Annotated in this window: 21 protein-coding genes; 15 read left to right on the forward strand and 6 right to left on the reverse strand. The window is 73.5% G+C overall.

Translation table 11 applies throughout. The features are described from left to right. Positions 1–22: 22 nt before the first annotated feature. The 4 genes from ACFYNO_RS30340 (at position 23) to ACFYNO_RS30355 (ending at position 5,354) form a co-directional block, all read left to right on the forward strand. Positions 23–2,812 carry a GNAT family N-acetyltransferase gene (locus tag ACFYNO_RS30340; protein WP_388019676.1) on the forward strand — a complete coding sequence of 930 codons (2,790 nt, stop codon included), beginning with the start codon at positions 23–25 and terminating at the stop codon, positions 2,810–2,812. Between the two features lie 82 nt (positions 2,813–2,894). Beyond that, on the forward strand, positions 2,895–3,482 hold the full coding sequence (locus tag ACFYNO_RS30345; protein ID WP_388019679.1) for a DUF5998 family protein: 588 nt from the start codon (positions 2,895–2,897) through the stop codon (positions 3,480–3,482). A gap of 3 nt (positions 3,483–3,485) precedes the next feature. After that, a complete protein-coding gene (locus ACFYNO_RS30350) occupies positions 3,486–4,682 on the forward strand; it encodes an alkaline phosphatase family protein (RefSeq protein WP_388019682.1) in 1,197 nt (398 codons plus the stop codon). A gap of 21 nt (positions 4,683–4,703) precedes the next feature. Continuing rightward, positions 4,704–5,354, forward strand: coding sequence for a thymidine kinase (locus ACFYNO_RS30355; protein ID WP_388019685.1), 651 nt, complete (start codon positions 4,704–4,706; stop codon positions 5,352–5,354). A 7-nt stretch (positions 5,355–5,361) separates the two neighbouring features. Here the strand turns inward: ACFYNO_RS30355 and ACFYNO_RS30360 are convergent, their stop codons facing one another. Beyond that, positions 5,362–6,159, reverse strand: a complete 798-nt coding sequence (locus tag ACFYNO_RS30360; RefSeq protein WP_388019688.1) for a VOC family protein — start codon at positions 6,157–6,159, stop codon at positions 5,362–5,364. A gap of 168 nt (positions 6,160–6,327) precedes the next feature. On the opposite strand from ACFYNO_RS30360, the gene ACFYNO_RS30365 reads away from it, so the two are divergent. Continuing rightward, a complete protein-coding gene (locus ACFYNO_RS30365) occupies positions 6,328–7,191 on the forward strand; it encodes a sulfurtransferase (protein WP_388019691.1) in 864 nt (287 codons plus the stop codon). A gap of 38 nt (positions 7,192–7,229) precedes the next feature. Here ACFYNO_RS30365 and sepH read toward each other — a convergent pair whose 3' ends face one another. Further along, entirely contained in the window at positions 7,230–8,333 is a 1,104-nt protein-coding gene (sepH, locus tag ACFYNO_RS30370; RefSeq protein WP_388019694.1) for a septation protein SepH, read from the reverse strand. 560 nt (positions 8,334–8,893) lie between these two features. On the opposite strand from sepH, the gene ACFYNO_RS30375 reads away from it, so the two are divergent. Further along, on the forward strand, positions 8,894–9,760 hold the full coding sequence (locus tag ACFYNO_RS30375) for a hypothetical protein (RefSeq protein ID WP_388019697.1): 867 nt from the start codon (positions 8,894–8,896) through the stop codon (positions 9,758–9,760). Between the two features lie 7 nt (positions 9,761–9,767). On the opposite strand, the gene ACFYNO_RS30380 is transcribed toward ACFYNO_RS30375, so the two are convergent. Beyond that, a complete protein-coding gene (locus tag ACFYNO_RS30380; protein ID WP_388019700.1) occupies positions 9,768–11,078 on the reverse strand; it encodes a D-arabinono-1,4-lactone oxidase in 1,311 nt (436 codons plus the stop codon). A 98-nt stretch (positions 11,079–11,176) separates the two neighbouring features. Then, positions 11,177–12,418 (reverse strand): MFS transporter, encoded by a 1,242-nt coding sequence (locus tag ACFYNO_RS30385; RefSeq protein ID WP_388019703.1) that lies wholly within the window; start codon positions 12,416–12,418, stop codon positions 11,177–11,179. A gap of 150 nt (positions 12,419–12,568) precedes the next feature. Here ACFYNO_RS30385 and ACFYNO_RS30390 point away from each other — a divergent pair, with 150 nt between their 5' ends. Both ACFYNO_RS30390 and ACFYNO_RS30395 read left to right on the forward strand, forming a co-directional pair. Next, the gene (locus ACFYNO_RS30390; RefSeq protein ID WP_388019706.1) at positions 12,569–13,705 is read left to right on the forward strand and encodes a ferrochelatase; all 1,137 of its coding nucleotides are present in this window, start codon (positions 12,569–12,571) and stop codon (positions 13,703–13,705) included. 37 nt (positions 13,706–13,742) lie between these two features. After that, complete coding sequence (locus ACFYNO_RS30395; protein WP_388019709.1) at positions 13,743–14,561, forward strand: inositol monophosphatase family protein; 819 nt, start codon at positions 13,743–13,745, stop codon at positions 14,559–14,561. A 170-nt stretch (positions 14,562–14,731) separates the two neighbouring features. Here ACFYNO_RS30395 and ACFYNO_RS30400 read toward each other — a convergent pair whose 3' ends face one another. Further along, positions 14,732–14,914 (reverse strand): hypothetical protein, encoded by a 183-nt coding sequence (locus tag ACFYNO_RS30400; protein WP_388019712.1) that lies wholly within the window; start codon positions 14,912–14,914, stop codon positions 14,732–14,734. Positions 14,915–15,353: 439 nt separating this feature from the next. Between ACFYNO_RS30400 and ACFYNO_RS30405 the strand changes: the two genes are divergently transcribed. From ACFYNO_RS30405 to ACFYNO_RS30420, 4 genes are all read left to right on the forward strand, one after another. After that, positions 15,354–16,007, forward strand: coding sequence for a response regulator transcription factor (locus ACFYNO_RS30405; protein ID WP_388019715.1), 654 nt, complete (start codon positions 15,354–15,356; stop codon positions 16,005–16,007). A gap of 65 nt (positions 16,008–16,072) precedes the next feature. After that, positions 16,073–17,365 carry a sensor histidine kinase gene (locus ACFYNO_RS30410; RefSeq protein WP_388019718.1) on the forward strand — a complete coding sequence of 431 codons (1,293 nt, stop codon included), beginning with the start codon at positions 16,073–16,075 and terminating at the stop codon, positions 17,363–17,365. A 192-nt stretch (positions 17,366–17,557) separates the two neighbouring features. Continuing rightward, positions 17,558–18,538, forward strand: a complete 981-nt coding sequence (locus ACFYNO_RS30415) for an acyl-ACP desaturase (protein WP_388019721.1) — start codon at positions 17,558–17,560, stop codon at positions 18,536–18,538. Positions 18,539–19,022: 484 nt separating this feature from the next. Then, a complete protein-coding gene (locus tag ACFYNO_RS30420; RefSeq protein ID WP_388019724.1) occupies positions 19,023–19,319 on the forward strand; it encodes a DUF4193 domain-containing protein in 297 nt (98 codons plus the stop codon). Positions 19,320–19,529: 210 nt separating this feature from the next. Here ACFYNO_RS30420 and ACFYNO_RS30425 read toward each other — a convergent pair whose 3' ends face one another. Further along, complete coding sequence (locus tag ACFYNO_RS30425; protein WP_388019727.1) at positions 19,530–19,967, reverse strand: DUF3093 domain-containing protein; 438 nt, start codon at positions 19,965–19,967, stop codon at positions 19,530–19,532. 72 nt (positions 19,968–20,039) lie between these two features. Here ACFYNO_RS30425 and ACFYNO_RS30430 point away from each other — a divergent pair, with 72 nt between their 5' ends. The 3 genes from ACFYNO_RS30430 (at position 20,040) to ACFYNO_RS30440 (ending at position 21,999) form a co-directional block, all read left to right on the forward strand. Further along, on the forward strand, positions 20,040–20,636 hold the full coding sequence (locus tag ACFYNO_RS30430) for a PaaI family thioesterase (protein ID WP_388019730.1): 597 nt from the start codon (positions 20,040–20,042) through the stop codon (positions 20,634–20,636). Continuing rightward, positions 20,633–21,100, forward strand: coding sequence for a dUTP diphosphatase (dut, locus tag ACFYNO_RS30435; RefSeq protein ID WP_388019733.1), 468 nt, complete (start codon positions 20,633–20,635; stop codon positions 21,098–21,100). The genes ACFYNO_RS30430 and dut overlap by 4 nt, the downstream gene beginning before the upstream one ends. A gap of 68 nt (positions 21,101–21,168) precedes the next feature. Beyond that, positions 21,169–21,999: a DUF3710 domain-containing protein gene (locus ACFYNO_RS30440; protein WP_388019736.1), complete on the forward strand. Its 831-nt coding sequence runs from the start codon at positions 21,169–21,171 to the stop codon at positions 21,997–21,999. Positions 22,000–22,495: the final 496 nt, after the last annotated feature.

Below are 22,495 nucleotides of genomic sequence, written 5' to 3' on the forward strand. Positions count from 1 at the left end.
GCCGCCGGATAGCCTGGCGGGTGTGGAGCACCCCGCGGACGACGAACCCCTCGGCTATCCCCAGCACTGGGAGGCCGACATCCTGCTGCGGGACGGCGGCACCGCCCGGATCCGGCCGATCGTCCCGGCCGACGCGGAGCGCCTGGTGGAGTTCTACGCCCTGGTCTCCGACCAGTCGAAGTACTTCCGCTTCTTCGCCCCCTACCCGCGGCTCTCCGACAAGGACGTGCGGCGGTTCACCCACCACGACTTCGTGGACCGGGTGGCGCTCGCCGTGGTGGTCCGCGACCGCTTCATCGCCACCGTGCGGTACGACCGGATCGACCGGGACGGCCGCCCCTCGCCCGACGGCACCGACGCCGAGGTCGCCTTCCTGGTGCAGGACGCCCACCAGGGCCGCGGCGTGGCCTCCGCGCTGCTGGAGCACATCGCGGCCGTCGCGCAGGAGCGCGGCATCCGCCGGTTCGTCGCCGAAGTGCTGCCCGAGAACCGCAAGATGACCAAGGTCTTCACCGACGCCGGCTACGTGCAGAAGCGCAGCTTCGCCGACGGCGTGGTGCACCTGGAGTTCGACCTGGAACCCACCGCCGCCTCGCTCGCGGTGATGCGCGGCCGCGAGCACCGGGCCGAAGCCCGGTCGGTGCAAAGGCTGCTGACGCCCCGTTCGCTCGCGGTGATCGGGGTCTCCCGCAACGAGGCCTCGGCCGGCCGGGCGCTGCTGCGCGCGGCGCTGGCCAGCGGCTTCACCGGGCCGGTGCACGCCGTGAACAGCCGGGCGCCGCAGGGCGCCTCGGTGGACGGGGTGCCGCTGCACCGCTCGGTGCTGGAGGTCCCGGGACCGGTGGACCTGGCCGTGGTGGCGGTGCCGGCCGAGTCGGTGCCCGCGGTGGTCGCCGACTGCGGGGCGCACGGGGTGCGCGGCCTGGTGGTGGTGACCGCGGGCTACGCGGAGACCGGCCCGGCCGGCCGGGACCGCCAGCGGGCGCTGGTCCGGCAGGCCCGGGCGGCGGGCATGCGGGTGATCGGCCCGAACGCCTTCGGCCTGCTCTCCACCGCCCCCGAGCACCCGCTGAACGCCTCGCTGGCCCCGCTGCTGCCGGCCCCCGGCCCGTTCGGGGTGTTCTGCCAGTCCGGCGCGATCGGGGTGGCGCTGCTGGAGGCGGTGCACCGGCGCGGGCTCGGCGTCTCCTCCTTCGCCTCGGTCGGCAACCGGGCCGACGTCTCCGGCAACGACCTGCTGCAGTACTGGGAGGAGGACCCGGCCACCGAGGTGCTGCTGCTCTACCTGGAGTCCTTCGGCAACCCGCGCAAGTTCACCCGGATCGCCCGCCGGCTGGCCGCCGCCAAGCCGATCGTGGTGGTCAAGGGGGCCCGGCACACCGGCTCGCTGCCGCCCGGCCACGCCGTGCCGCCGACCGCCAGCGGGCTGAACGACGCCACCGTGGACGCGCTCTTCCAGCAGGCCGGGGTGGTCCGGGTGGAGACCATCACCGACCTGCTGGACACCGGCGAACTGCTGGCCGGCCAGCCGCTGCCGGCCGGCGACCGGGTGGCCGTGGTCGGCAACTCCGACTCGCTGGGCCTGCTCACCCACGACGCCTGCCTGAGCGCCGGGCTGCGCCCGCGCCCGCCGGTGGACCTGACCACCGCCGCGACCGGCGAGCACTTCCGGGTGGCGCTGGAGACCGCGCTCGCCGACAGCACGGTGGACGCGGTGATCGCGGTGGCCATCCCGCCGCTGGCCGGCCCCGGCCTGCTGTCGGCCGGGGAGCGGCTGCTGGCGGCCGACGACCCGGCGCTCGGCGAGGGCCTGCTGGTCGCCGGTGAGACCGCCCGCCGGCTCGGCAAGCCGCTGCTGCTGACCCACCTGGCGCTCGGCGAGCTGTCCGGTGTGCTGCGCGCCGCCGACCATCCGGTGCCCGCCTACCCCGCCCCCGAGCGCGCCGTGCGCGCCCTGGCGCACGCCGTGCGCTACGGCGCGTGGCGCCGGACGGCGGAGAGCGCCGAGCAGACCGCCCGGGTACCGGAGCTGGACCGGATCGACCAGCTCGCCGCCCGCGACCTGGTCGAGCGGGCGCTGACCGGCCCCACCGCCGCGGCCGCCCGCACCCAGCCCGGCGGGGCCCGGTTCACCCTGCCCGCCGAGCAGGCCGCCGAGCTGCTCGGCCACTACGGCATCGAGGTGCAGCGCGCGCTGCCGGCGGTCGCGGAGGCGCAGGCGGTCCGGGCGGCCGCCGCGCTCGGCTACCCGGTCGCCCTCAAGGCCACCGCCGCGCACCTGCGGCACCGCCCCGACCTCGGCGGGGTGCGGCTGGACCTGACCGACGAGGACGGGCTGCGCCGGGCCCACCGCGAGCTGTCCGCGCTGCTCGGCGGCGCCGAGGGCGCGGGCCTGGTGGTGCAGCGGATGGCCCCGCGCGGAGTGGACACGGTGGTCGGCGCGACCGTCGACCCGGCGGTCGGCGCGATCCTCTCCTTCGGCCTGGCCGGCGCCCCGGCCGAGCTGCTGGGCGACCTGGCCCACCGGCTGATCCCGGCCACCGACCAGGAGGTGGCCGCCCAGGTCCGCGAGGTGCGGGCCGCCCCGCTGCTGTTCGGCTGGCGCGGCGCGGCCCCGGTGGACACCGGTGCGCTGGAGGAGGTGCTGCTGCGGGTCTCCCAGCTGGTGGACGACCTGCCGGAGGTGGCCTCGGTCGAGCTGGAGCCGGTGGTGGTGGCCCCGAAGGGCCTCACCGTGCTCGGCGCGGCGGTCCGGGTGGCCCCGCTGCCGCTGCGCAGCGATCTGGGCCCGCGCAGCATGAGCACGCTGTAACCTTCCTGGGTTGCGCCTTTCGGCACCCGGCGGTCGGCGCAGTCCAGCCCGCCGCGCAGGCGGGGCATGCCAGGATGGAGTTATGGCGAAGACCGGTACCACCACCACGCAGGACCTGCGCTCCGCGATCGAGCGCAGCGGCTACTACCCGGCGCTGGTCTCCGAGGCCGTGGAGTCCGCGGTGGGCCCCGAGCAGATCACCTCCTACCTGGTGCACCAGGAGACCACCTTCGACGCCAACGAGGTCCGCCGGCACGTCACCGTGCTGGTGCTGACCCCGACCCGGTTCGTGGTCAGCCACACCGACGAGCAGGCCGCCGACGCCACCAGCCCGGTGCCGTACGCGACCACCTCGACGGAGAGCGTGCGGCTGGACCGGATCGGCTCGGTGGTGCTGAGCCGGATGGTCGCCAACCCGGAGACCTACACGCCGGGCCGGCTGCCCCGCGAGGTGGTGCTGACCATCGGCTGGGGTGCGGTGCAGCGGATCGACCTGGAGCCGGCCGGCTGCTCCGACCCGAACTGCGAGGCCGACCACGGCTACACCGGTTCGGCGACCGCCGACGACCTGTCGCTGCGGGTCAGTGAGGCCGGCGACGGTCCCGAGACGGTGGCCCAGGCGCTGCTCTTCGCCCGGGCGCTGTCCGAGGCCACCATCAGCAGGGCCTGAGGCGTGGCGCACCACCAGCCCTTCGGCCCCGGCTCCTTCGACTTCGACCCGCTCGACCCGGCCGGCGCGCCCGCGCCCGGCTACGGCGGCGGGTCGCTCAGCGACCTGCTGCCCTCGGTGGCGGCGGGCCTCGGCGTGCCCGGCTTCACCAGCACGCTGCCGATCGCCCCGGCCGACCGGGTCTGCGTCTTCCTGGTGGACGGGCTCGGCTGGGAGCTGATCCGCCGGCACCCGGACTGGGCTCCGTTCCTGACCAGCCTGCTGGACAGCTCGATGGGCGGCACCGGCCGCCCGCTGACCGCCGGCTTCCCGTCCACCACCGCCACTTCGCTGGCCTCGGTGGGCACCGGCCTGCCGCCGGGCCTGCACGGCCTGGCCGGCTACTCGGTGGCGATACCCGGGGAGCAGCGGCTGATGAACCAGCTCCGCTGGCAGCCGCCGGTGGACCCGCACGCCTGGCAGCCCTACCCGACGGTCTTCCAGCGGGTGCACGAGGCCGGGGTCTCGGCCAGCCAGGTCTCCTCCCCGCTGTTCGCGCAGACCCCGCTGACCCGGGTGGCGCTCTCCGGCGGCGAGTTCCTGGGCCGCACCACGGGTGAGGAGCGGATGGACCTGGCGGCCCGTCAGCTCGCCGCCGCCGACCGTGCGCTGGTGTACACCTACGTCAGCGAGCTGGACGCGACCGGCCACCGGTTCGGGGTGGACTCGGACGAGTGGCGGCTGATGCTGCACACCGTGGACCGGCTGGTCCAGCGGCTGGCCAAGCAGCTGCCGCCGCGCTCGGTGCTCTACGTCACTGCCGACCACGGCATGATCGACATCGCGCCCGAGGACCGGATCGACTTCGACGAGGACTGGGAGCTCGGCGCCGGCGTGGCCCTGCTCGGCGGCGAGGCCCGGGCCCGGCACGTCTACGCGGTGCCCGGCGCCGCCGGCGACGTGTACGCGGTCTGGCGCGAGGTGCTGGGCGACCGGATGTGGGTGGCCACCCGGGACCAGGCGATCGAGGCGGGCTGGTTCGGCCCGGCCGTGGACGACCGGGTCTACCACCGGATCGGCGACGTGGTCGCGGCCGCCCGGGACGACATCGCGGTGATCGCCTCCCGCAGCGAGCCGGGGGAGTCCGCGATGACCGGGCTGCACGGCTCGATGACCCCGGTGGAGCAGCTGGTACCGCTGCTCGAGATCCGTACCCCTTGAGAGAGGCACCCCCACCCCACCATGGCTGACCTGGTCTTCTTCTCGGGGACGATGGACTGCGGCAAGTCCACCCTGGCGCTGCAGATGAACCACAACCACTCCGCCCGCGGCCGGCAGGGCATCATCTTCGCCCGGCACGACCGGGCCGGCGCCTCCACCATCTCCAGCCGGCTCGGCCTGCGCGCCGAGGCGGTGGAGGTGACCGAGGGGTTCGAGTTCCAGCACTACGTGGTGCAGCTGCTCTCGGCCGGCGGCAAGGTGGACTACCTGATCTGCGACGAGGCCAACTTCTACACCGCCGAGCAGGTCGACCAGCTCGCCCGGGTGGTGGACGAGCTGGGCATCGACGTCTTCACCTTCGGCATCACCACCGACTTCCGCACCCGGCTCTTCCCCGGTTCGCAGCGGCTGCTGGAGCTGGCCGACCGGGTCGAGGTGCTGCAGGTGCAGGCGCTCTGCTGGTGCGGCGCCCGGGCCACCCACAACGCCCGCACGGTCGGCGGGGTGATGGTGGTGGAGGGTCCGCAGGTGGTGGTCGGCGACGTCGCGGTCAACCAGGACGAGGTCGGCTACGAGGTGCTCTGCCGCCGCCACCACCGGCGCCGGCTGACCGCCGCGACCGCCCGGGCCGCCGCGCTCTCGCCGGACGTGCTGCCGTTCGAGCAGGTCTGAGCCGCCGTCAGGCAGGGGACAGCCCCAACACCGGAAGCTCCACCACCGAGAAGCGGCCGCCCTCCGGATCGGCCAGCCGGGCCACCCGCCCGTACGGCGTGTCGGCCGGCCCGACCAGCACCGAGCCGCCCAGCGCCGCGCACTGGCGGACCGTCAGCTCGGCGTCGCCGACGGCGAAGTAGATCCGCCAGCGGGGCGGGCCGTCGCGCAGGTCGGTGGTCTGCCGCAGGCCGGCCACCCGGTGGCCCTCCACCCGCAGGGTGGCGTCCTCCTCGCCGCGGGCCACCGCCGAGGGGTCGGCGTGCACCACCTGGCGCTGGAAGACCGAGCCGTAGAAGGCGGCGGCCAGCGGCTCGTCATTGGTGACCAGTTCGCTCCAGACCGGTGCGCCCGGCTCGCCGACCACCTCCCAGCCGAGGTGGTCGCGGCCCTCCCAGAGACCGAAGAAGGCGCCGGACAGGTCGGCCGCGATGGCCAGCCGCCCGGCCCGGCCGTTCTCCAGCGGACCGACCGCCACCGTGCCGCCGCAGTCCCGGACCCGGGCCGAGGCGCTGTCCGCGCTGTCCACCGCGAAGTAGGTGGTCCACTCGGCGGGCAGGTCGGGCCGTTCCGGCGCGAGGCCGATCCCGGCCACCCGGGCGCCGTGCAGGCTGGCCCGGACGTAGGCGCCCAGCTCGGTCGGGCCGGGGGTGAAACTCCAGTCCAGCAAGGGTCCGTAGAACGCCTTGGCGCGTTCGACATCGTGCGTCATCAGGCTCACCCAGCAGGGTGTGCCGTGCGCAACCCGGACCTGAACCGCCGTCATCGCCGACCTCCTCGCGGGGGTACCCGGCCCGGCGGCACGGGTCCCAGCGCAGATGCTCCCACCCGCAGCGGCGGCAGGCGGGGCGAGCGCGCGGAAATCATGGCAAAGAGCGCACAAAGCATCGCCGGGGGCGACCGGGTGACCGGATCGGGCAGCAGAATGGCCGACATGGAGAACACTTCGCCCCTGATCGGGGTCGCCGAGCTGGTCGAGGCGCTGGCCGGCGACCCGGCGCCGGTGCTGCTGGACATCCGCTACGTGCTGCCCGCGGCCGGCCCGAGCACCGAGACCGGCGCCGACCAGTACGCGGCCGGCCATCTGCCCGGCGCCCACTTCGTCGACCTGGACCGCGACCTTGCCGCCCCGCCCGGGGCCCCCGGGGACGGCGGGCGGCATCCGCTGCCCGACCCGGAGCTGCTCGGCGCGGCGCTGCGCCGAGCCGGCGTCTCGGCCGACCGCCCGGTGGTGGTCTACGACGGCGGGCCGGCCACCTCGGCCGCGCGTGCCTGGTGGCTGCTGCGCTGGGCCGGGCACCGGCAGGTGCGGGTGCTGGACGGCGGGCTGGCGGCCTGGCGGGCGGCCGGGCAGTCGGTGACCGCCGAGCCGCCGGCCGCCGAGGAGGGCGACTTCAAGCCGGTGCCCGGGCAGCTGCCCACCCTGGACAAGGCGGCGGCGGCCGAACTGGCCCGCACCGGCCTGCTGCTGGACTCCCGGGCCGGCGAGCGCTACCGCGGCGAGGTGGAGCCGCTGGACCCGCGGGCCGGGCACATCCCCGGCGCGGTCAGCGCGCCGACCTTCGAGAACAACGCACCCGACGGCCGGTTCCGCCCGGTGGCCGAGCTGGCCGAGCGGTTCCGGGCCCTTGGCGCGGACGGGGTGCCTGTGGTCGGCGTCTACTGCGGCTCGGGGGTGACGGCGGCGCACAACGCGCTGGCGCTGGCCGGCTACCCGGTGGCGCTCTACCCGGGCTCCTGGAGCGAGTGGTCCAGCGACCCGGAGCGGCCGGTGGCGACCGGCCCGGAGCGGGGCTGAGCAGACGTCAGGGGCTGCCGGACGGCAGCCCCTGACGGTCAGTCGGTCTTCTTGCGCCGGCTGCCGAAGACGATCTCGTCCCAGCTCGGCACGGTGGCCCGGCGGCCGGGCCGGACGCCGTCCGCCTCGGCCTGCCGGTCGGTGGTGCCGACCAGCCGCTCCCGGTGCGGGGCGACCGCCCGGGGCATCAGGATGTCCGCGTAGGCCGAGCCCGCGCCGACGGCGGGAGCGGCTGCCGCGGCCGCGGCGGGCTCCTCGACCTCCTGGGCCTCCTCGACCGGCTGGGCCTCGATCGCCGACGGACCCACCGTCAGATCGCCCCGGTAGGCGGGGACCACGTCCAGCAGGCTGGTCAGCGAGTCGGCCGCGGTGGCCTCACGCGCCTCCCTGGCCTCCCGCGCCTCGCGGGCGGGCAGGCGGTCGGGCGGCGACATGATCCGGTCGGCCGAGGGCCGCTCGATCATCGGGCGGTGCGGGCGGTCCTGGGGGAGCCGGGCGATCCGCGGGATGAAGGGGAAGACCGACTCCTCCTCGCGCTCGACGTTCTCGCCGATCAGCGCGCGGGCCTCGTCGTCGTTCGGCTGCACCAGGCGCCGCGGCGGGTCGTAGGTCCAGCTCGCGGTGCGGCCCTCGCCGTCGGAACGGTAGGAGAGGACCACCTCCCAGGTGCCGTCGTCCCGCCGCCAGGAGTCCCAGCGCTCGGTGTCCTTCTCGGCGGCGCGCAGCACCAGCCGCTCGGCCACGGCCTCGCCCAGCTGGGGGCCGGTGGACTCGCCCGGGCGGCGGATCGGGGTCTTGCGGGCCCGCTCGGCCATGAAGGCGCGCTCGGCCAGCACCGGACCCTCGAAGCGCCGCACCCGGTCCACCGAGATCCCGGCGGCCTGGGCGACCTCCTCGGCGGAGGCGCCGGCTCGTATCCGCGCCTGGATGTCACGGGGGCGGAGGTGGCTCTCGACCTCGATCTCGATCTGGCCGAGGCGGGGCCGGTCGCCACGGATGGCGGCGCGCAGGCGCTCGTCGATCGGGAGGGTGTACTCCGTGCTGTCGGCAGCCTTGAGCACCAGCCGTGTGCCGTCGTTGCTGACGGCCACAACCCGCAGTTCGGGCACGGTTACCTCCCGGGTGGTGCCTGCCGACGTCACCTGCGTCGCTGCTCCCGTACTGAGTGTGGCCTGCCCGCTGTCGACTTGCCACAACCTTGCAGAGTTCTCCGGCGTGTCGGACTTGGGTCCGGACACACCGCTGTGGCACGGTGGCCTATTTGACGTGCCGCCGTGATGACGCCGCGTCAGCCTCCCGGCCGGTCCCCGCACGTGGATGTGGAGCGACGGTTCGGGTCGAGCGCCGCCGTGCGTCGCCCGAGTCCCCGGGCGTCTTCCGGACTGCCGGTGGAAAAGGCAGTCGAGAGGGTGACCGAAGGCTCAGGCTCCACGAACAGTACTCCATTCGTGGCATCCACAGGGGCGGCTCGCCGCTCAAGTCTCCCGCGATTCACGGGAATCTCAAGAGGGGGGACTCCATTGGCGGACCGCCGATCAGCTGACGGTGATCATCTTCACATATATCGACTGGAAAGAACCGGATTTTCGACCCTTGTGTCCTTCTTTGTGCACAATGGCCGTTCCTATCCGATGGAGCGATGGCCCGAGGGGGCGGCCGGGGGGCGGATCTGACGAGATATCGAGGATGTGGCGAAGAACTGATGTCCGAGCAGCGCGAGCGGTCCGGCGGCGGCCGGCGGATCGACCTGAGCATGGCCCAGGTCGCGGCCAGTGCGCTGGCGACGGTGGCCGGCGCGGTGCTGGCCTCGGGGCTGGGCGTGTACGGAACGATCGCCGGTGCCGCGGTGGTCAGCATCGGCGCGACCTGCGGCGGTGCGGTCTTCCAGCACCTGTTCCGGCGCACCGGCGAACAACTGCGTGAAGTGACGGACCGGTCACCGAATCGCACGGCGAACGGACTGCGCCAGGTTCCGGTCGTCGACGGCGCGCCGCCCGCCGCCTGGCGGAACGACCACGAACCGGAACCCGGCAATTCGTGGAACGAATCGCCGGTGCGGCGGGCCCGGCGGCGGTGGACCTGGAAGGGCTATGCCGCGATATCAGCACTGGTGTTCGTATTGGCGATGGCGCCGATCGTGGTCGTCGAGTTGGCCACCGGACAGAACATGCACGCGATCACCAGCGGACAGGACGGCGGCGGCACCTCGATCCTGCCCGGCCTCACCACCGGCGGCTCCGGCGCGACCACCCCGCAGCGCGGACCGGCTCCGGCCGAGCGCCCGGCCCCGCCGGCCGGCTCAGCCTCCGCCGGGCCGTCCAGTCCGCCGAGCGGCGGCCCCAGCTCGACTCCGACCCCCAGCACGAGCCCCAGTTCCAGCCCCAGCCCCAGCGCGAGCGGATCGACCGGCACCCCGTCGGCCCCGGCCACCACCGGCACGCCCTCCGCTCCGGCCACACCGTCCGACACGCCCTCCGCCCGGCCGAGCACCGGCGGCACCGCTGACGCCGGCAGCGCCCCGCCCGCCCCCGCCGCCGAGACGGCGTCCCCCGCCACCGCCTCGCCCTGACGGCGGGTCAGTCGCCGAGCACCCGGCGCAGGTAGGCGTTGGCGAACCGGCGCTCCGGGTCGACCCGGTCGCGCAGCGCGGTGAAGTCGCCGAAGTGCGGGTAGGCGCCGGCCAGGTACCCGGCGTCGCGGCTGTGCAGCTTGCCCCAGTGCGGGCGGCCCTGGTGTGCGGTCATCAGCTGCTCGACGGTGCGGAAGTAGCCCTGTTCGGCGGTGCCCCGGTAGAGGTGCACGGCGATGTAGACCGAGTCCCGGCCGTTCGCGGTGGAGAGCCAGATGTCGTCGGCGGGCGCGCAGCGCACCTCCACCGGGAAGCTGATCCGCCAGTCGCTGCGCTCCACCAGCCTGCGCAGTTCGCGCAGCACCTCCACCGCCGCCTCGCGCGGCACGGCGTACTCCATCTCGGTGAAGCGCACCTTGCGGGGGCTGGTGAAGACCTTGTAGGCGGTGTCGGTGTAGCTGCGCTCGGACCAGGCCCGGCTGGCGGCGGCGGCGATCGCCGGGACGGTGGCGGGGAAGGCCCGGCCGATCCGGCAGGCGCCCTCCCAGACCGTGTTGGAGAGGAAGTCGTCGTCCAGCCAGGCCTTGAAGCGGGGCAGCGGCGCGGCCGGTCCCTGACTGCGGTTGTTCCGCTTGGTGCTGCAGCGGTCGGTGTGCGGGAACCAGTAGAACTCGAAGTGCTCGTTGACCTGGGTCAGCCGGTCGAAGTCGGCGAGCACCCGGTCGAACCGCATCGGCGCCTCGTGCGCGGTGAGCAGGAAGGCCGGCTCGACCCCGAAGGTGATCGCACTGATCACGCCGAGCGCGCCCAGGCCCAGCCGGGCGCCCTGGAAGAGCTCGGGGTGCTCGGTCGGCGAGCACTGCCGCACCGAGCCGTCGGCCAGCACGATCTCCAGTGCCTTGATCTGGGCGGCCAGCGAGCCGGAGTCCCGGCCGGTGCCGTGGGTGCCGGTGCTGGTCGCGCCGGCCACGGTCTGCACCTCGATGTCGCCCATGTTGGTCAGCGACAGCCCGGCGGCGGAGAGCAGCCGGTTCAGCCGGGAGAGCGGCAGGCCGGCCTCCACCGTGACGGTGCCCGCCCCGCGGTCCAGCTCGCGCACCGCGGTCATGTTCTCCGGGCGGATCAGCACCCCGTCGCCGGCGGCGGCGATGGCCGTGAAGGAGTGCCCGGAGCCGACCGCCTTGACCGTGCGCCCCTCGGCGCCGGCCCGCTTGACCTCCTCGGCCAGCTCCTCGGTGGAGCCGGGCGCCGCGATCCGGCTGGGCTCGGCACTCTGGTTGCCCGCCCAGTTGGTCCAACGGCCGGCGGTCAGGGTCATGCTGAGCCTCCTGCGTCCATCCTGCACCCGGGGGCGCTACCAGTGGGTAGGGAGCCTAGCCCCAGGTCAGCTGCCGGTCCATGGGTCGGCAGGGTGGATCACGGTGCCACGGTGGCGGGTTCGGGCGCGGCCGCCGGGGCGCCGGCCACCAGCCAGCGGCCGCCGGCCGCGGCCAGCAGCACGGCGAAGGCGCCGGCCGCCAGCGAGACCCGGTAGCCGGCCGCCGGGCCGGCCGCGTCCACCACCACGCCGGCCAGGTAGGAGCCGCCGGCCACGCCCAGGGCCAGGCCGGTGGTGATCCAGGACATCCCCTCGGTCAGCCGGGCCGGCGGGACCAGCCGCTCGACCATGCCGGTCGCGGTGATCATGGTCGGCGAGATCGAGAAGCCGGCCAGGAAGAGCGCGGCGCCGGCCAGCACCAGCCCGCCGGTGCCGCCGCACCAGGTGGCCACCAGGTTGAGCGGCACCAGGCTGACGGCCATCAGCGCCACCCCGCGCCGGAACCGCCGCCGGGCCGGACCGCTCGGGTGCAGGGTGCCGACCACCACACCGGCCAGGCCCGAGCCGAGCGCCCAGACCGCGAGCACCAGGCTGGCCGCCGACTCGTGGCCCTGCGCCCGGGCGTAGGCCACGGTGACCACCTCGACCGAGCTGAAGATCGACCCGATCGCCACGAAGGTCGCGATCAGCACCCGCAGCCCGGGCACCGCCAGCGCCGAACCGCCGGAGGCGCGCCCCACCGGGTGGGCCGGCGGCTCGGTACTGCGCTGCGCGGTGAACAGCGCCACCCCGACCACCATGAAGAGGGTGGCCAGCAGCACGCCGGCCTCCGGGAAGAGCGAGGTGGCCAGGCAGATGGAGAGGATCGGGCCGACGATGAAGATGATCTCGTCCACCACCGCCTCCAGCGAGTAGGCGGTGTGCAGCTTCTCCGGGTCGTCCCGGTAGAGCAGCGCCCAGCGGGCCCGGACCAGCGCGCCGGTGCTGCCCATCGCGCCCATCCCGACCGCGCACGGGAAGTACGTCCAGGTCGGCCAGGAGCGCCAGGCCGCGACCAGCAGCAGCACCGAGGCCAGCGCGCTGATCGCGGTCGCCGGGCGGACCACCCGGCGCTGCCCGTAGCGGTCGACCAGCCGGGAGACCTGCGGGCCGAGCGCGGCCGAGGCGATCGCCAGGGTCGCGGTGACCGCGCCGGCCAGGCCGTAGGAGCCGCGCAGCTCGGAGAACATCGTCACCACGCCGACCCCGACCATCGAGATCGGCAGCCGGGAGACCAGGCCCGTGGCGGAGAAGGCGACAGCGCCGGGCGCGGCGAATATCTGGCGGTAGCTGGACAGCACGGCTGCTCCGGGCGGGTCGGGACTCGGGGGAAGAGCGGTAAGGAACATCTATCGATATGACAGCTTACGGTTTCCCGCATCCGAATAAACCGGTCGGTACCGTGCGGGGCCGGTCCGGTGCCCGGTGCCCGCAGTGGCAGGATCGGGGCCATGGCTGACGCGCAGACCCTCACCGATCCGGCGCCCTACGACGCGCTGCTGCTGCTCTCCTTCGGCGGTCCCGAGGGGCCCGAGGAGGTGGTGCCGTTCCTGGAGAACGTGACCCGGGGCCGCGGCATCCCCAAGGAGCGGCTGGCCGAGGTCGGCAAGCACTACTTCCTGTTCGGCGGGGTGAGCCCGATCAACGGGCAGAACCGCGAGCTGCTGGCCGCGCTGCGCGCCGACTTCGCCGAGCACGGGCTCGACCTGCCGGTCTACTGGGGCAACCGGAACTGGGCGCCCTACCTGGTGGACGCGCTGCGCGAGCTGGCCGCCGACGGCCACCGCCGGGTCGCGGTGCTGGCCACCAGCGCCTACGCCGGCTACTCGGGCTGCCGCCAGTACCGGGAGAACCTGGCCGAGGCGCTGGCCGTGCTGGCCGCGGAGGGCGGCCCGGAGCTCACCGTGGACAAGCTGCGGCACTTCTACGACCACCCGGGCTTCGTCCGGCCGATGATCGACGCCACCCTGGCCGCGCTGGCCGAACTGCCCGCCGGACTGCGCGACGGGGCCGAGCTGGCCTTCACCACCCACTCCATCCCGACCGCGATGGCGGAGAGCTCCGGCGCCCCCGACGACCCGGCCCGCGGCACCCCGGGCGGGGCCTACGTGGCCCAGCACCTGGAGGTGGCCGGGCTGATCGCCGACGCCCTCGCCGGGGCCACCGGCGTGGCGGACCGCCCATGGCGGCTGGTCTACCAGTCGCGCAGCGGCGCCCCGCACACCCCGTGGCTGGAGCCGGACATCTGCGACCACCTGACGGAGCGTCAGAAGGAGGGTGCGGCGGCCGTGGTGATGGTGCCGATCGGCTTCGTCTCGGACCACATGGAGGTCAAGTACGACCTCGACACCGAGGCGGTGGCCAAGGCCGCCGAGCTCGGCCTGCCGGTCGCCCGGGCGGCCACCGTGGGCGCCGACCCGCGGTTCGCGGCCGCCGTCCGCGAACTGCTGCTGGAGCGCGCCGCCACCGAGCGCGGCGAGCCCGCCGCCCGGTGCGGGCTGGGCGCGCTGGCGCCGAGCCGGGACCGCTGCCCCGTCGACTGCTGCCCCAACCCCCGGGCGCCCCGGCCGGCCGCGGCCGGCGCCTGACCCCGTCCGACCCGTGCCGACCGAACGAGGGAGAACCGTGCCCGATCAGACCCCGCTCGACGAGACCCTGCTGGACGAGCTGCTCGAGGTGGCGCTGGACGCCGCTCGGCAGGCCGGTGCGCTGCTGCGGGACGGCCGCCCGGCCGACCTCGGGGTTGCCGCCACCAAGAGCAGCCCGGTGGACGTGGTCACCGAGATGGACCTGGCCTCGGAGAAGCTGGTCCTCGAACTGATCACCGGCCGCCGCCCGCTGGACGGCTACCTGGGCGAGGAGGGGGCCGAGGTGACCGGCACCAGCGGCGTGCGCTGGGTGGTCGACCCGCTCGACGGCACCGTCAACTACCTGTACGGCCTGCCCAACTGGGCCGTCAGCGTGGCCGCCGAGCTGGACGGCCAGGCCGTGGTCGGGGTGGTCTTCGCACCGGCCCGGGGCGAGCTGTTCCAGGCCGTGCTGGGCCGCGGCGCGCTGCTGGACGGCCGCCCGATCGCGGTCCGGCCGACGCCGCCCTGGGGCCAGGCGCTGGTCGCCACCGGCTTCGGCTACGCGCTGGCCACCCGGACCCACCAGGCCGAGGTGCTGAACCGGCTGATGCCCGAACTGCGCGACATCCGGCGCGGCGGCGCGGCGGCGGTGGACCTCTGCGACGTGGCGGCCGGCCGGCTGGACGGCTACTACGAGCGCGGCCTGGCGCCCTGGGACCTGGCGGCCGGCGGCCTGATCGCCCGCGAGGCCGGCGCCCTGACCGGCGGCCGGCCCGGCGCCGAGGCGGCCCGCGAGCTGGTGGTGGCCGCCCCGCCCGGCACCTTCGAGCGACTGCAGGCCCGGCTGGAGGAGCTGGGCGCCTGGCACGACTGAGCCTCGGGCGGAGGCCGACCGGGCCCGTGGCGGAACCGCGAGTTCCGCCACGGGCCCGGACGCGACGGAACCCCGGTGCGAGGATCGCACCGGGGTTCCACCACGTATCGGGGGCCGTTTCACCGGCCCGGAGGGTGCGGGCGCCGTCCGGCGGAGCGGACGGGCCCGGGTCAGGCGCTGCGGGGCAGCGAGAGCAGCGGGTCGACGCCGTGGTCGGCGGCGATCCGGCGCAGGTCTTCCAGTTCGGACTGTTCGACCTCGGCCAGGAACTCGTCCCCGGCTTCGAGTGCACGGTGCAGATCCTGCTCGGCGTTCCTTATGCGCTGCAGGATTCCGGCGGTGAAGGCGTCCATGCGGCAGACCCCCTTACGGTGTCGGACGTGCGCGGTCGAGCGTTCTCCGGGCGGGAGGGCGGTGGTATCCGGCGGAGTGTTCCCGTCCGGTGGCTGGACCCGGTACGGGTACGGGTGCGGCGGCAGGGCCGCTCCGCGGATGGTGCGAACCCCCGACCGGTGCGGATGAACGCGCGGCGGGTGGGTGCGACAGCCTGACGGCGTGATCGCGGGTGTGCATTCGTCCTCCCCGTCCGGCGGAGCGGGAAACCTCCCCGCCGGAGAAAACCCGGAAAGTTGCCGCCGTCACATCCCGGCGGCCCTCCGGGGCGGTGCAGCGCACCCGGCTTACCGCTGCTTTACCCGGCCAGGGGGCAGGATGGAGGCACCGTCGGAGTCACAGGCCCGCGCACGGGACCTCGCTGCCCGCCGCGCGCGCCCCAGAGAAGGGACAACCGCAGTGCGGGTTCTTGTCGTCGAGGACGAGCAGCTGCTCGCCGAGGCCGTCGCCACCGGTCTGCGCCGCGAGGCGATGGCCGTGGACGTGGTGTACGACGGCGAGGCCGCCCTGCAGCGGATCGCCGTCAACGACTACGACGTGGTGGTGCTCGACCGCGACCTGCCGCTGGTGCACGGTGACGACGTCTGCCGCAGCGTGGTCGAGCAGGGCCTGGCCACCCGGGTGATCATGCTGACCGCCTCCGGCGACGTCAGCGACCGGGTCGAGGGACTGGAGATCGGCGCGGACGACTACCTTCCGAAGCCGTTCGCTTTCAGCGAACTCGTCGCCCGGGTACGGGCGCTGGGCCGCCGCGCCACGGTGCCGCTGCCGCCGGTGCTGGAGCGGGCCGGGATCACCGTGGACCCGGGGCGCCGGGAGGTGCTGCGGGACGGCCGGTCGATCCAGCTGGCCCCCAAGGAGTTCGCGGTGCTGGAGGTGCTGATGCGGGCCGGCGGCGCCGTGGTCTCCGCCGAGCAACTGCTGGAGAAGGCCTGGGACGAGCACACCGACCCGTTCACCAACGTGGTCCGGGTGACCGTGATGACCCTGCGCCGCAAGCTCGGCGACCCCGCCGTGATCGTCACGGTGCCCGGCTCCGGATACCGGATCTGACCCGCCCCGGGGCCGGTCCGCCCCGACCGGGCACCCCATCGCCACCCATCCGAGGGATGACACCCATGACCACCCCGCCCACCGCCGGCGGGCCCTCCGGCAGTCCCCACCCGACGCCGCCGCGGCCCCCGCACCCGCCGCGCCCGGTCGCCGACCCGCCGCCGCCCCAGCGGAACCCGACCGAGGACGGCCTGAACTGGCTGCCCTTCCGCCCGACCATCCGGATCCGGCTCACCCTGCTCTACGGCGGGATGTTCCTGATGGCCGGGGTGCTGCTGCTGCTGATCACCTACTTCTTCGTGCAGCAGGCGTTCCGGGACCTGACGCTGCCCTCGATCACCGTCGACTCCTCGGTGGTGATCAGGACCGCCGACGGCCGCACTCTCTCCGGCAACGACCTCAACGCCTTCCTGGCCGGCTCGCTCACCGGCCAGGCCCACACCGAGCTGGAGATCCTGCTCCGCAAGTCGCTCACCGTGCTGGTCTCGCTGGCCGTGATCGCCTTCGCGGCCGGCTACGCGATGGCCGGCCGGGTGCTGCGCCCGCTCGGCCGGATCACCCGCACCGCCCGCGAGGTGGCCAGCTCGGACCTGCACCGCCGGATCGAGCTGGAGGGCCCGGACGACGAGCTGAAGGAGCTGGCCGACACCTTCGACGACATGCTCGACCGGCTGGACCGCTCCTTCGACTCGCAGCGCAGGTTCGTCTCCAACGCCTCGCACGAGCTGCGCACCCCGCTGGCGATCAACCGCACCCTGCTGGAGGTGCAGCTCTCCGACCCCGGCACCTCGCAGGACCTGCAGCAGCTCGGCCGCACCCTGCTGGCCACCAACGAGCGCAGCGAACAGCTGGTGGAGGGCCTGCTGCTGCTGGCCCGCAGCGACAACGAGCTGGTCGACCGCAAGCCCGTCGAGCTCTCCGAGGTGGCCCTGCAGGCGGTGGAGCAGGTCCGGCCGGAGGCGGCCAACCGGGAGGTGGAGATCCGCTCCGAGCTGCACCCGGTCTCGGTCTCCGGCAACGGCGTGCTGCTGGAGCGGATCGCGCTCAACCTGCTGCAGAACGCCGTCCGGTACAACGTGCCGGACGGCTGGGTGGAGATCAGCACCACGCCGTCCGCCGGCGGGGCCGGCGAGCTGGTGGTGAGCAACACCGGGCCGGTGGTGCCCGGGTACGAACTGGAGCACATCTTCGAGCCGTTCCGCCGGCTCAAGGGGTCCGAACGGGTCCGCAGCGACAAGGGCGTCGGCCTCGGCCTGTCGATCGTCCGCTCGGTGGTCCGCGCCCACGGCGGAGCGATCGAAGCGGTGGCCCGCCCCGGCGGCGGCCTGACCATGCGGGTACGAATCCCCGGTACCTGACCGGCCGCACGGCCGCCCAGCGCCCCGCGCCACGCCCTTCACCTGCGGGAAGGGACGGCCGGGGCGCTTGTCATTTTCGGGCAGTACTACTTACGCTGCCGTAACCTACGCTGCCGTAAGGTACGAAGGCGTAGGTAGCAAGCAGCAGCCCGACGCACCAGCACGTGCAACGTTTCTCCAGGAGCCCCCGTCGTGACCCTTGCCCCCGCTCAGCGCACCGTCTCGACCGCATGGACCGATGCCAGGCTGATCCTGGCCCTCGAAGAGGTGGTCGAGACCGAGCTGGACCGGCACCTGAAGGCGGCCAAGGAGTGGATGCCGCACGAGTACGTCCCCTGGAGCCAGGGGCGGGACTTCGACGGCGTGATGGGCGGCGACCCGTGGGCGGTCGAGCAGTCCAAGGTCACCCCGCTCGGCCGGATCTCGCTGGTGGTCAACCTGCTCACCGAGGACAACCTGCCCAGCTACCACCACGAGATCGCCACCATGTTCGGCCGGGAGGGCGCCTGGGGGACCTGGGTGCACCGCTGGACGGCCGAGGAGGGCCGGCACGGCATCGCCATCCGCGACTACCTGCTGGCCACCCGGGCGGTCGACCCGGTGGCGCTGGAGCGGGCCCGGATGGACCACATGAGCGCCGGCTTCGAGTCCGACAACGCGCACAGCATGCTGCACTCGGTGGCCTACGTCGCCTTCCAGGAGCTGGCCACCCGGATCTCGCACCGCAACACCGGCCACTACTCGGGCGACCCGCTCTGCGAGCAGCTGCTCGCCAAGATCGCCAACGACGAGAACCTGCACATGGTCTTCTACCGGAACCTGCTGCGGGCGGCGCTGGAGATCGCGCCCGACCTGGCGATGCAGGCCATCCGGGACGTGGTGGTCGAGTTCCGGATGCCCGGCCACGGGATGCCCGGCTTCGAGCGCTCGGCGGCCCAGATCGCCATCGGCGGGATCTACAACCTGCGGATCCACCACGACGACGTGCTGCAGCCGGTGCTGCGCCACCTGCGGGTGCTGGAGCTCACCGGGCTCGGCCCGGCCGGGCTGCAGGCGCAGCAGGAGCTCGGGCTCTTCATGGACGGCCTGAACGCCCAGGCGGTCAAGTTCGACGAGCGGCAGGCCGCCCTGCTGGCACGCCGTGCCGCCGTGGCCGGGCGGAAGGCCGGCTGAGGCGTTCCGCAGGCGTTCCGGGCCCCGCGGAAGGGGTCCGGTTCAGGCCGATTCGCCGGAAAGGTGCGCTGCTGTAACCAAGCTCACAGCAGCGCACGGCACACGTTCGGATGATCTCGCAGAGTGATCGCCGGGCTCGCGGCGATCACTGCGGAGGGTGATCGGGCCGGCTCCCCGGAATGCCGCCCCGTCCCACCGGAAATCCCGCTCCCACCTGCGCCGGGCCCGCTTGGCGCCAGTGCTGGACAGGGCGTACCATCACCACCCGTATTCGACATCGGAGAGTGAAACGCCCCCAGCGGCCACTGTCCGCAAGCCCGTCGGAGGCGTCCCCGATCACCCGGTCGGGCCCGCCGCTGAGTGTCGATTGAGTAACAGGGCTTGAAGTAAGGCACAATCTCGGCCTCGGGTCGGGCACAAGACCGGCCCCTCGTGCGTTACGTGCGCTGGAGATACCGCACACACCCAGAGGGGGAGAGCGAACATGGCTACGGACTACGACACCCCACGCAAGACCGATGACGACCTCAACGAGGACAGCATCGAGGAACTGAAGGCCCGCCGGAACGAGAAGACCACCAACTCGGTGGACGTCGACGACTTCGACTCGGCGGAGAGCTTGGAACTGCCCGGCGCCGACCTCTCCAACGAGGAGCTGTCGGTCCGGGTGCTCCCGAGGCAGGCCGACGAGTTCACCTGCATGAGCTGCTTCCTGGTGCACCACCGGAGCCAGCTCTCGCACGAGAAGGACGGCCACCCGATCTGCCGCGACTGCGCCTGAGTCAGGACGGAGCGGTCCGATCCAGATGGCCACGGTGCACCGCACCGCCGCCAGACTCGGCGAAACGCCCCGGCCGGCCCGCAGCAGCGGGCCGGAGGCCGATCCCGCGACCCGGTTCCGGGCGCACTCCAACGACGAAGGGACGGTCCGTCGCGACGGACCGTCCCTTCGTCGTGCCGGGGGCCCGCACGGTGCGGCGGGCCCGCCGGATCAGCCGCGGGCGGCGGCCAGCGCGGCGGCCAGCCCCTCCGGATCCCGGGTCGACAGGTACAGATAGGGGGTGGGGTCGGCCGGATCGGTCACCTCGACCCGCAGCGCCGTGCGCACGTAGCTGCGCAGCAGCATGAAGGCCCGCGGATCCGCCTTCACCGAGCGCCAGGCCACCGCCTCGGCGGCGTCCAGCGGCCGGGCCTCGCCCAGCGCCGAGACCGGGATCCGCGCCTGGCCCGCCACCAGCGAACCCTGGACCACCCGGATCCGCGCCGAGCCGTAGGAGCTCAGCGCCACCGCGGCGGCCACCAGCCCCACCAGCAGGCCGATCAGCCCGGGGACGGGGCCGAACTTCAGCATGATCAGCGCCAGCGACGCGCCGGTCGCGACCGGCAGCAGCCACCAGGAGCGGGGCGCGGTAAGGCGTTCGTCGTACATATGGCCATTCTGTCCCAGGCCGACATCCGGACGGCCATTGCATCTGACCTACCCGCGGGTAGGGTCTGGCCCGTGACCGTACCGCGCACCCCCACCAGTACCCCCACCACGCCGCCCGCGGGTGCCACGGCGCCCGAGCGCCACCCCGACGCACCCGCTCCCGGCACCGCCCTCGGCTCGCACTACGTGCACTGCTTCGGCTGCGGACCGCAGCAGACCGGCGGCCTGCAGATGGACATCCGGGCCGGCGAAGGCGTCGAGGTGCACGCCGAGTTCACCGTCAAGGAGAGCCACCAGGGCGGCCCCGGGCTGGCCCACGGCGGCATCCTCACCACGGCCATGGACGAGACCCTGGGCTCGCTCAACTGGATGCTGCACACCGCCTCGGTCACCGGTCGGCTGGAGACCGACTTCCTCCAGCCGGTGCCGGTCGACTCGGTGCTGCACATCCACGCCGAGGTCATCGGACTGCAGGGCCGCAAGATCTACTGCGCCGGCGAGGGCCGGATCGGCGGGCCCGACGGACCGGTCGCGATCCGGGCGTCCGCGCTCTTCGTTCAGGTGAAGCTGGAACACTTCACCACGCACGGTCGTCCGGCGGACATCAAGGCCGCCCTGGACAACCCTGATCTGTTGAAGCGTGCCAGAGCCTTCGAGGTGAACCCGTGACCCCCAACTCCCGTCCCCAGGTCGACGTCCTGATCCGCCGGCTGGATCCCGACCTCCCGCTGCCCGGCTACGCCCAGCCGGGAGACGCCGGAGCGGACCTGGTCGCCGCCGTCGACGCCGAGCTGGAACCCGGTGAGCGGACGGTCATTCCCACCGGCGTGGCCATCGCGTTGCCGGACGGCTACGCGGCGTTCGTGCATCCGCGCTCCGGCCTGGCAGCTCGTTGCGGAGTTGCGCTCGTGAACGCCCCGGGGACGGTCGATGCCGGGTACCGTGGTGAGATCAAGGTGATCGTCGTCAACCTGGACCCGCGCGAGCGCGTCAGCTTCCGCCGTGGGGACCGGATCGCCCAGCTGGTCATCCAGCAGGTCGAGAAGGCCCGCTTCCACGAGGTCGCCGAACTGCCCGGGTCCGCGCGTGGCGAAGGCGGCTTCGGCTCGACCGGCGGCCACGCGGCGGTTTGAGCGGTGCAAGCGTTGAGCAGGTACGAGCAGGTAATCGCATCGGTCTTGGACCGGGAAGGACAGTGACCGTGTTCCGTCGTCGCCAGAAGAGCGAGGACGCTGTCGAGCAGCTCGCCGAGGACGCCATCAGCGCCGACGAGACGGCCGATGACGTCGAAGACTCCGCCGACTCCGAGAGCTCCGAGATCGAGGACTCGACCGAGGTCGAGGAGACCGAGCTGGACCCGGCCGACAAGGTCGGGCTGCCGCCCGCGCCGCGTCCGGACGGCCCCTGGGACCACTCCGAGCTGGAGAGCCCCAACGAGGGCCGGGTGGACCTCGGCGGTCTGCTGGTGCCCGGGGTCGAGGGCATGGAGCTGCGGGTGGAGGTGGCCGGCGAGGCGATCGTCGCCGCCACCCTGGTGCTCGGCAACAGCGCGATCCAGCTGCAGGCCTTCGCCGCCCCCAAGTCCGAGGGCATCTGGAGCGAGGTCCGCGAGGAGATCGCCGGCGGCATCACCTCCCAGGGCGGCCGCGTCGAGGAGGAGGAGGGCACGCTGGGCTGGCACCTGCGCGCCCAGGTCCCGGTGCAGCTGCCGGACGGCACCCAGGGGGTGCAGCTGGTCCGCTTCGTCGGCTGCGACGGCCCGCGCTGGTTCCTCCGCGGGGTGATCTCGGGCCAGGCCGCCGTGCAGCCCGAGGCCGCCGCGGTGCTGGAGCAGGTCTTCCGGCAGACCGTCGTGGTCCGCGGCGAGGCCCCGATGGCTCCCCGCGACCCGATCGTGCTGAAGCTCCCCGAGGACGCGCAGATGGTGGCCGACGGTGGCGTCGGTGCGCCGGCCGAGGGCGAGAACCGCTTCGGCGGCGAGGCCTCGCTCAAGCCGTTCGACCGCGGCCCGGAGATCACCGAGGTCCACTGACCCGCAGCGCCCGCAGTACCCGCAGGCACCCGCCGGCCCCGGACAGTTCACCTGTCCGGGGCCGGTTTGACTCTGCCTGACCGGTTGCGTAAGGTTCTCCGAGTTGCCCCGCTGGTCGCGTGGCTCCGCCAGGTAATTCGGACTTCGATTCGGATAACGGCGGGGAAAACGGGCCGAGAAACTCTGGTAGAGTTCGGGAGCGCCGAAAGGCGAAAGCGAATCGGACGAAATCCGGAGCCGGAAACGGCACGGAAAACATCTGATAAGCTGGAAACACGAAAGAACGAAGCGCCCGGAGAGAACGCGAGAGCGGGCTCGAAGGAAGTGTCCGTTCCTTGAGAACTCAACAGCGTGCCAAAAGTCAACGCCAGATATGTTGACATCCCCGGCCTCGATCATTCTGATCGGGGTTGGAGATTCCTTTAGTAACAAAAACACTAGCGAGGACGCTGTGCACGGGGCCGCCCTATTCCGGTGGTTGCTGTGCCGCTCTGCG

The organism is Kitasatospora sp. NPDC006697 (genome assembly GCF_042869935.1).
Taxonomy (GTDB): Bacteria; Actinomycetota; Actinomycetes; order Streptomycetales; family Streptomycetaceae; genus Kitasatospora.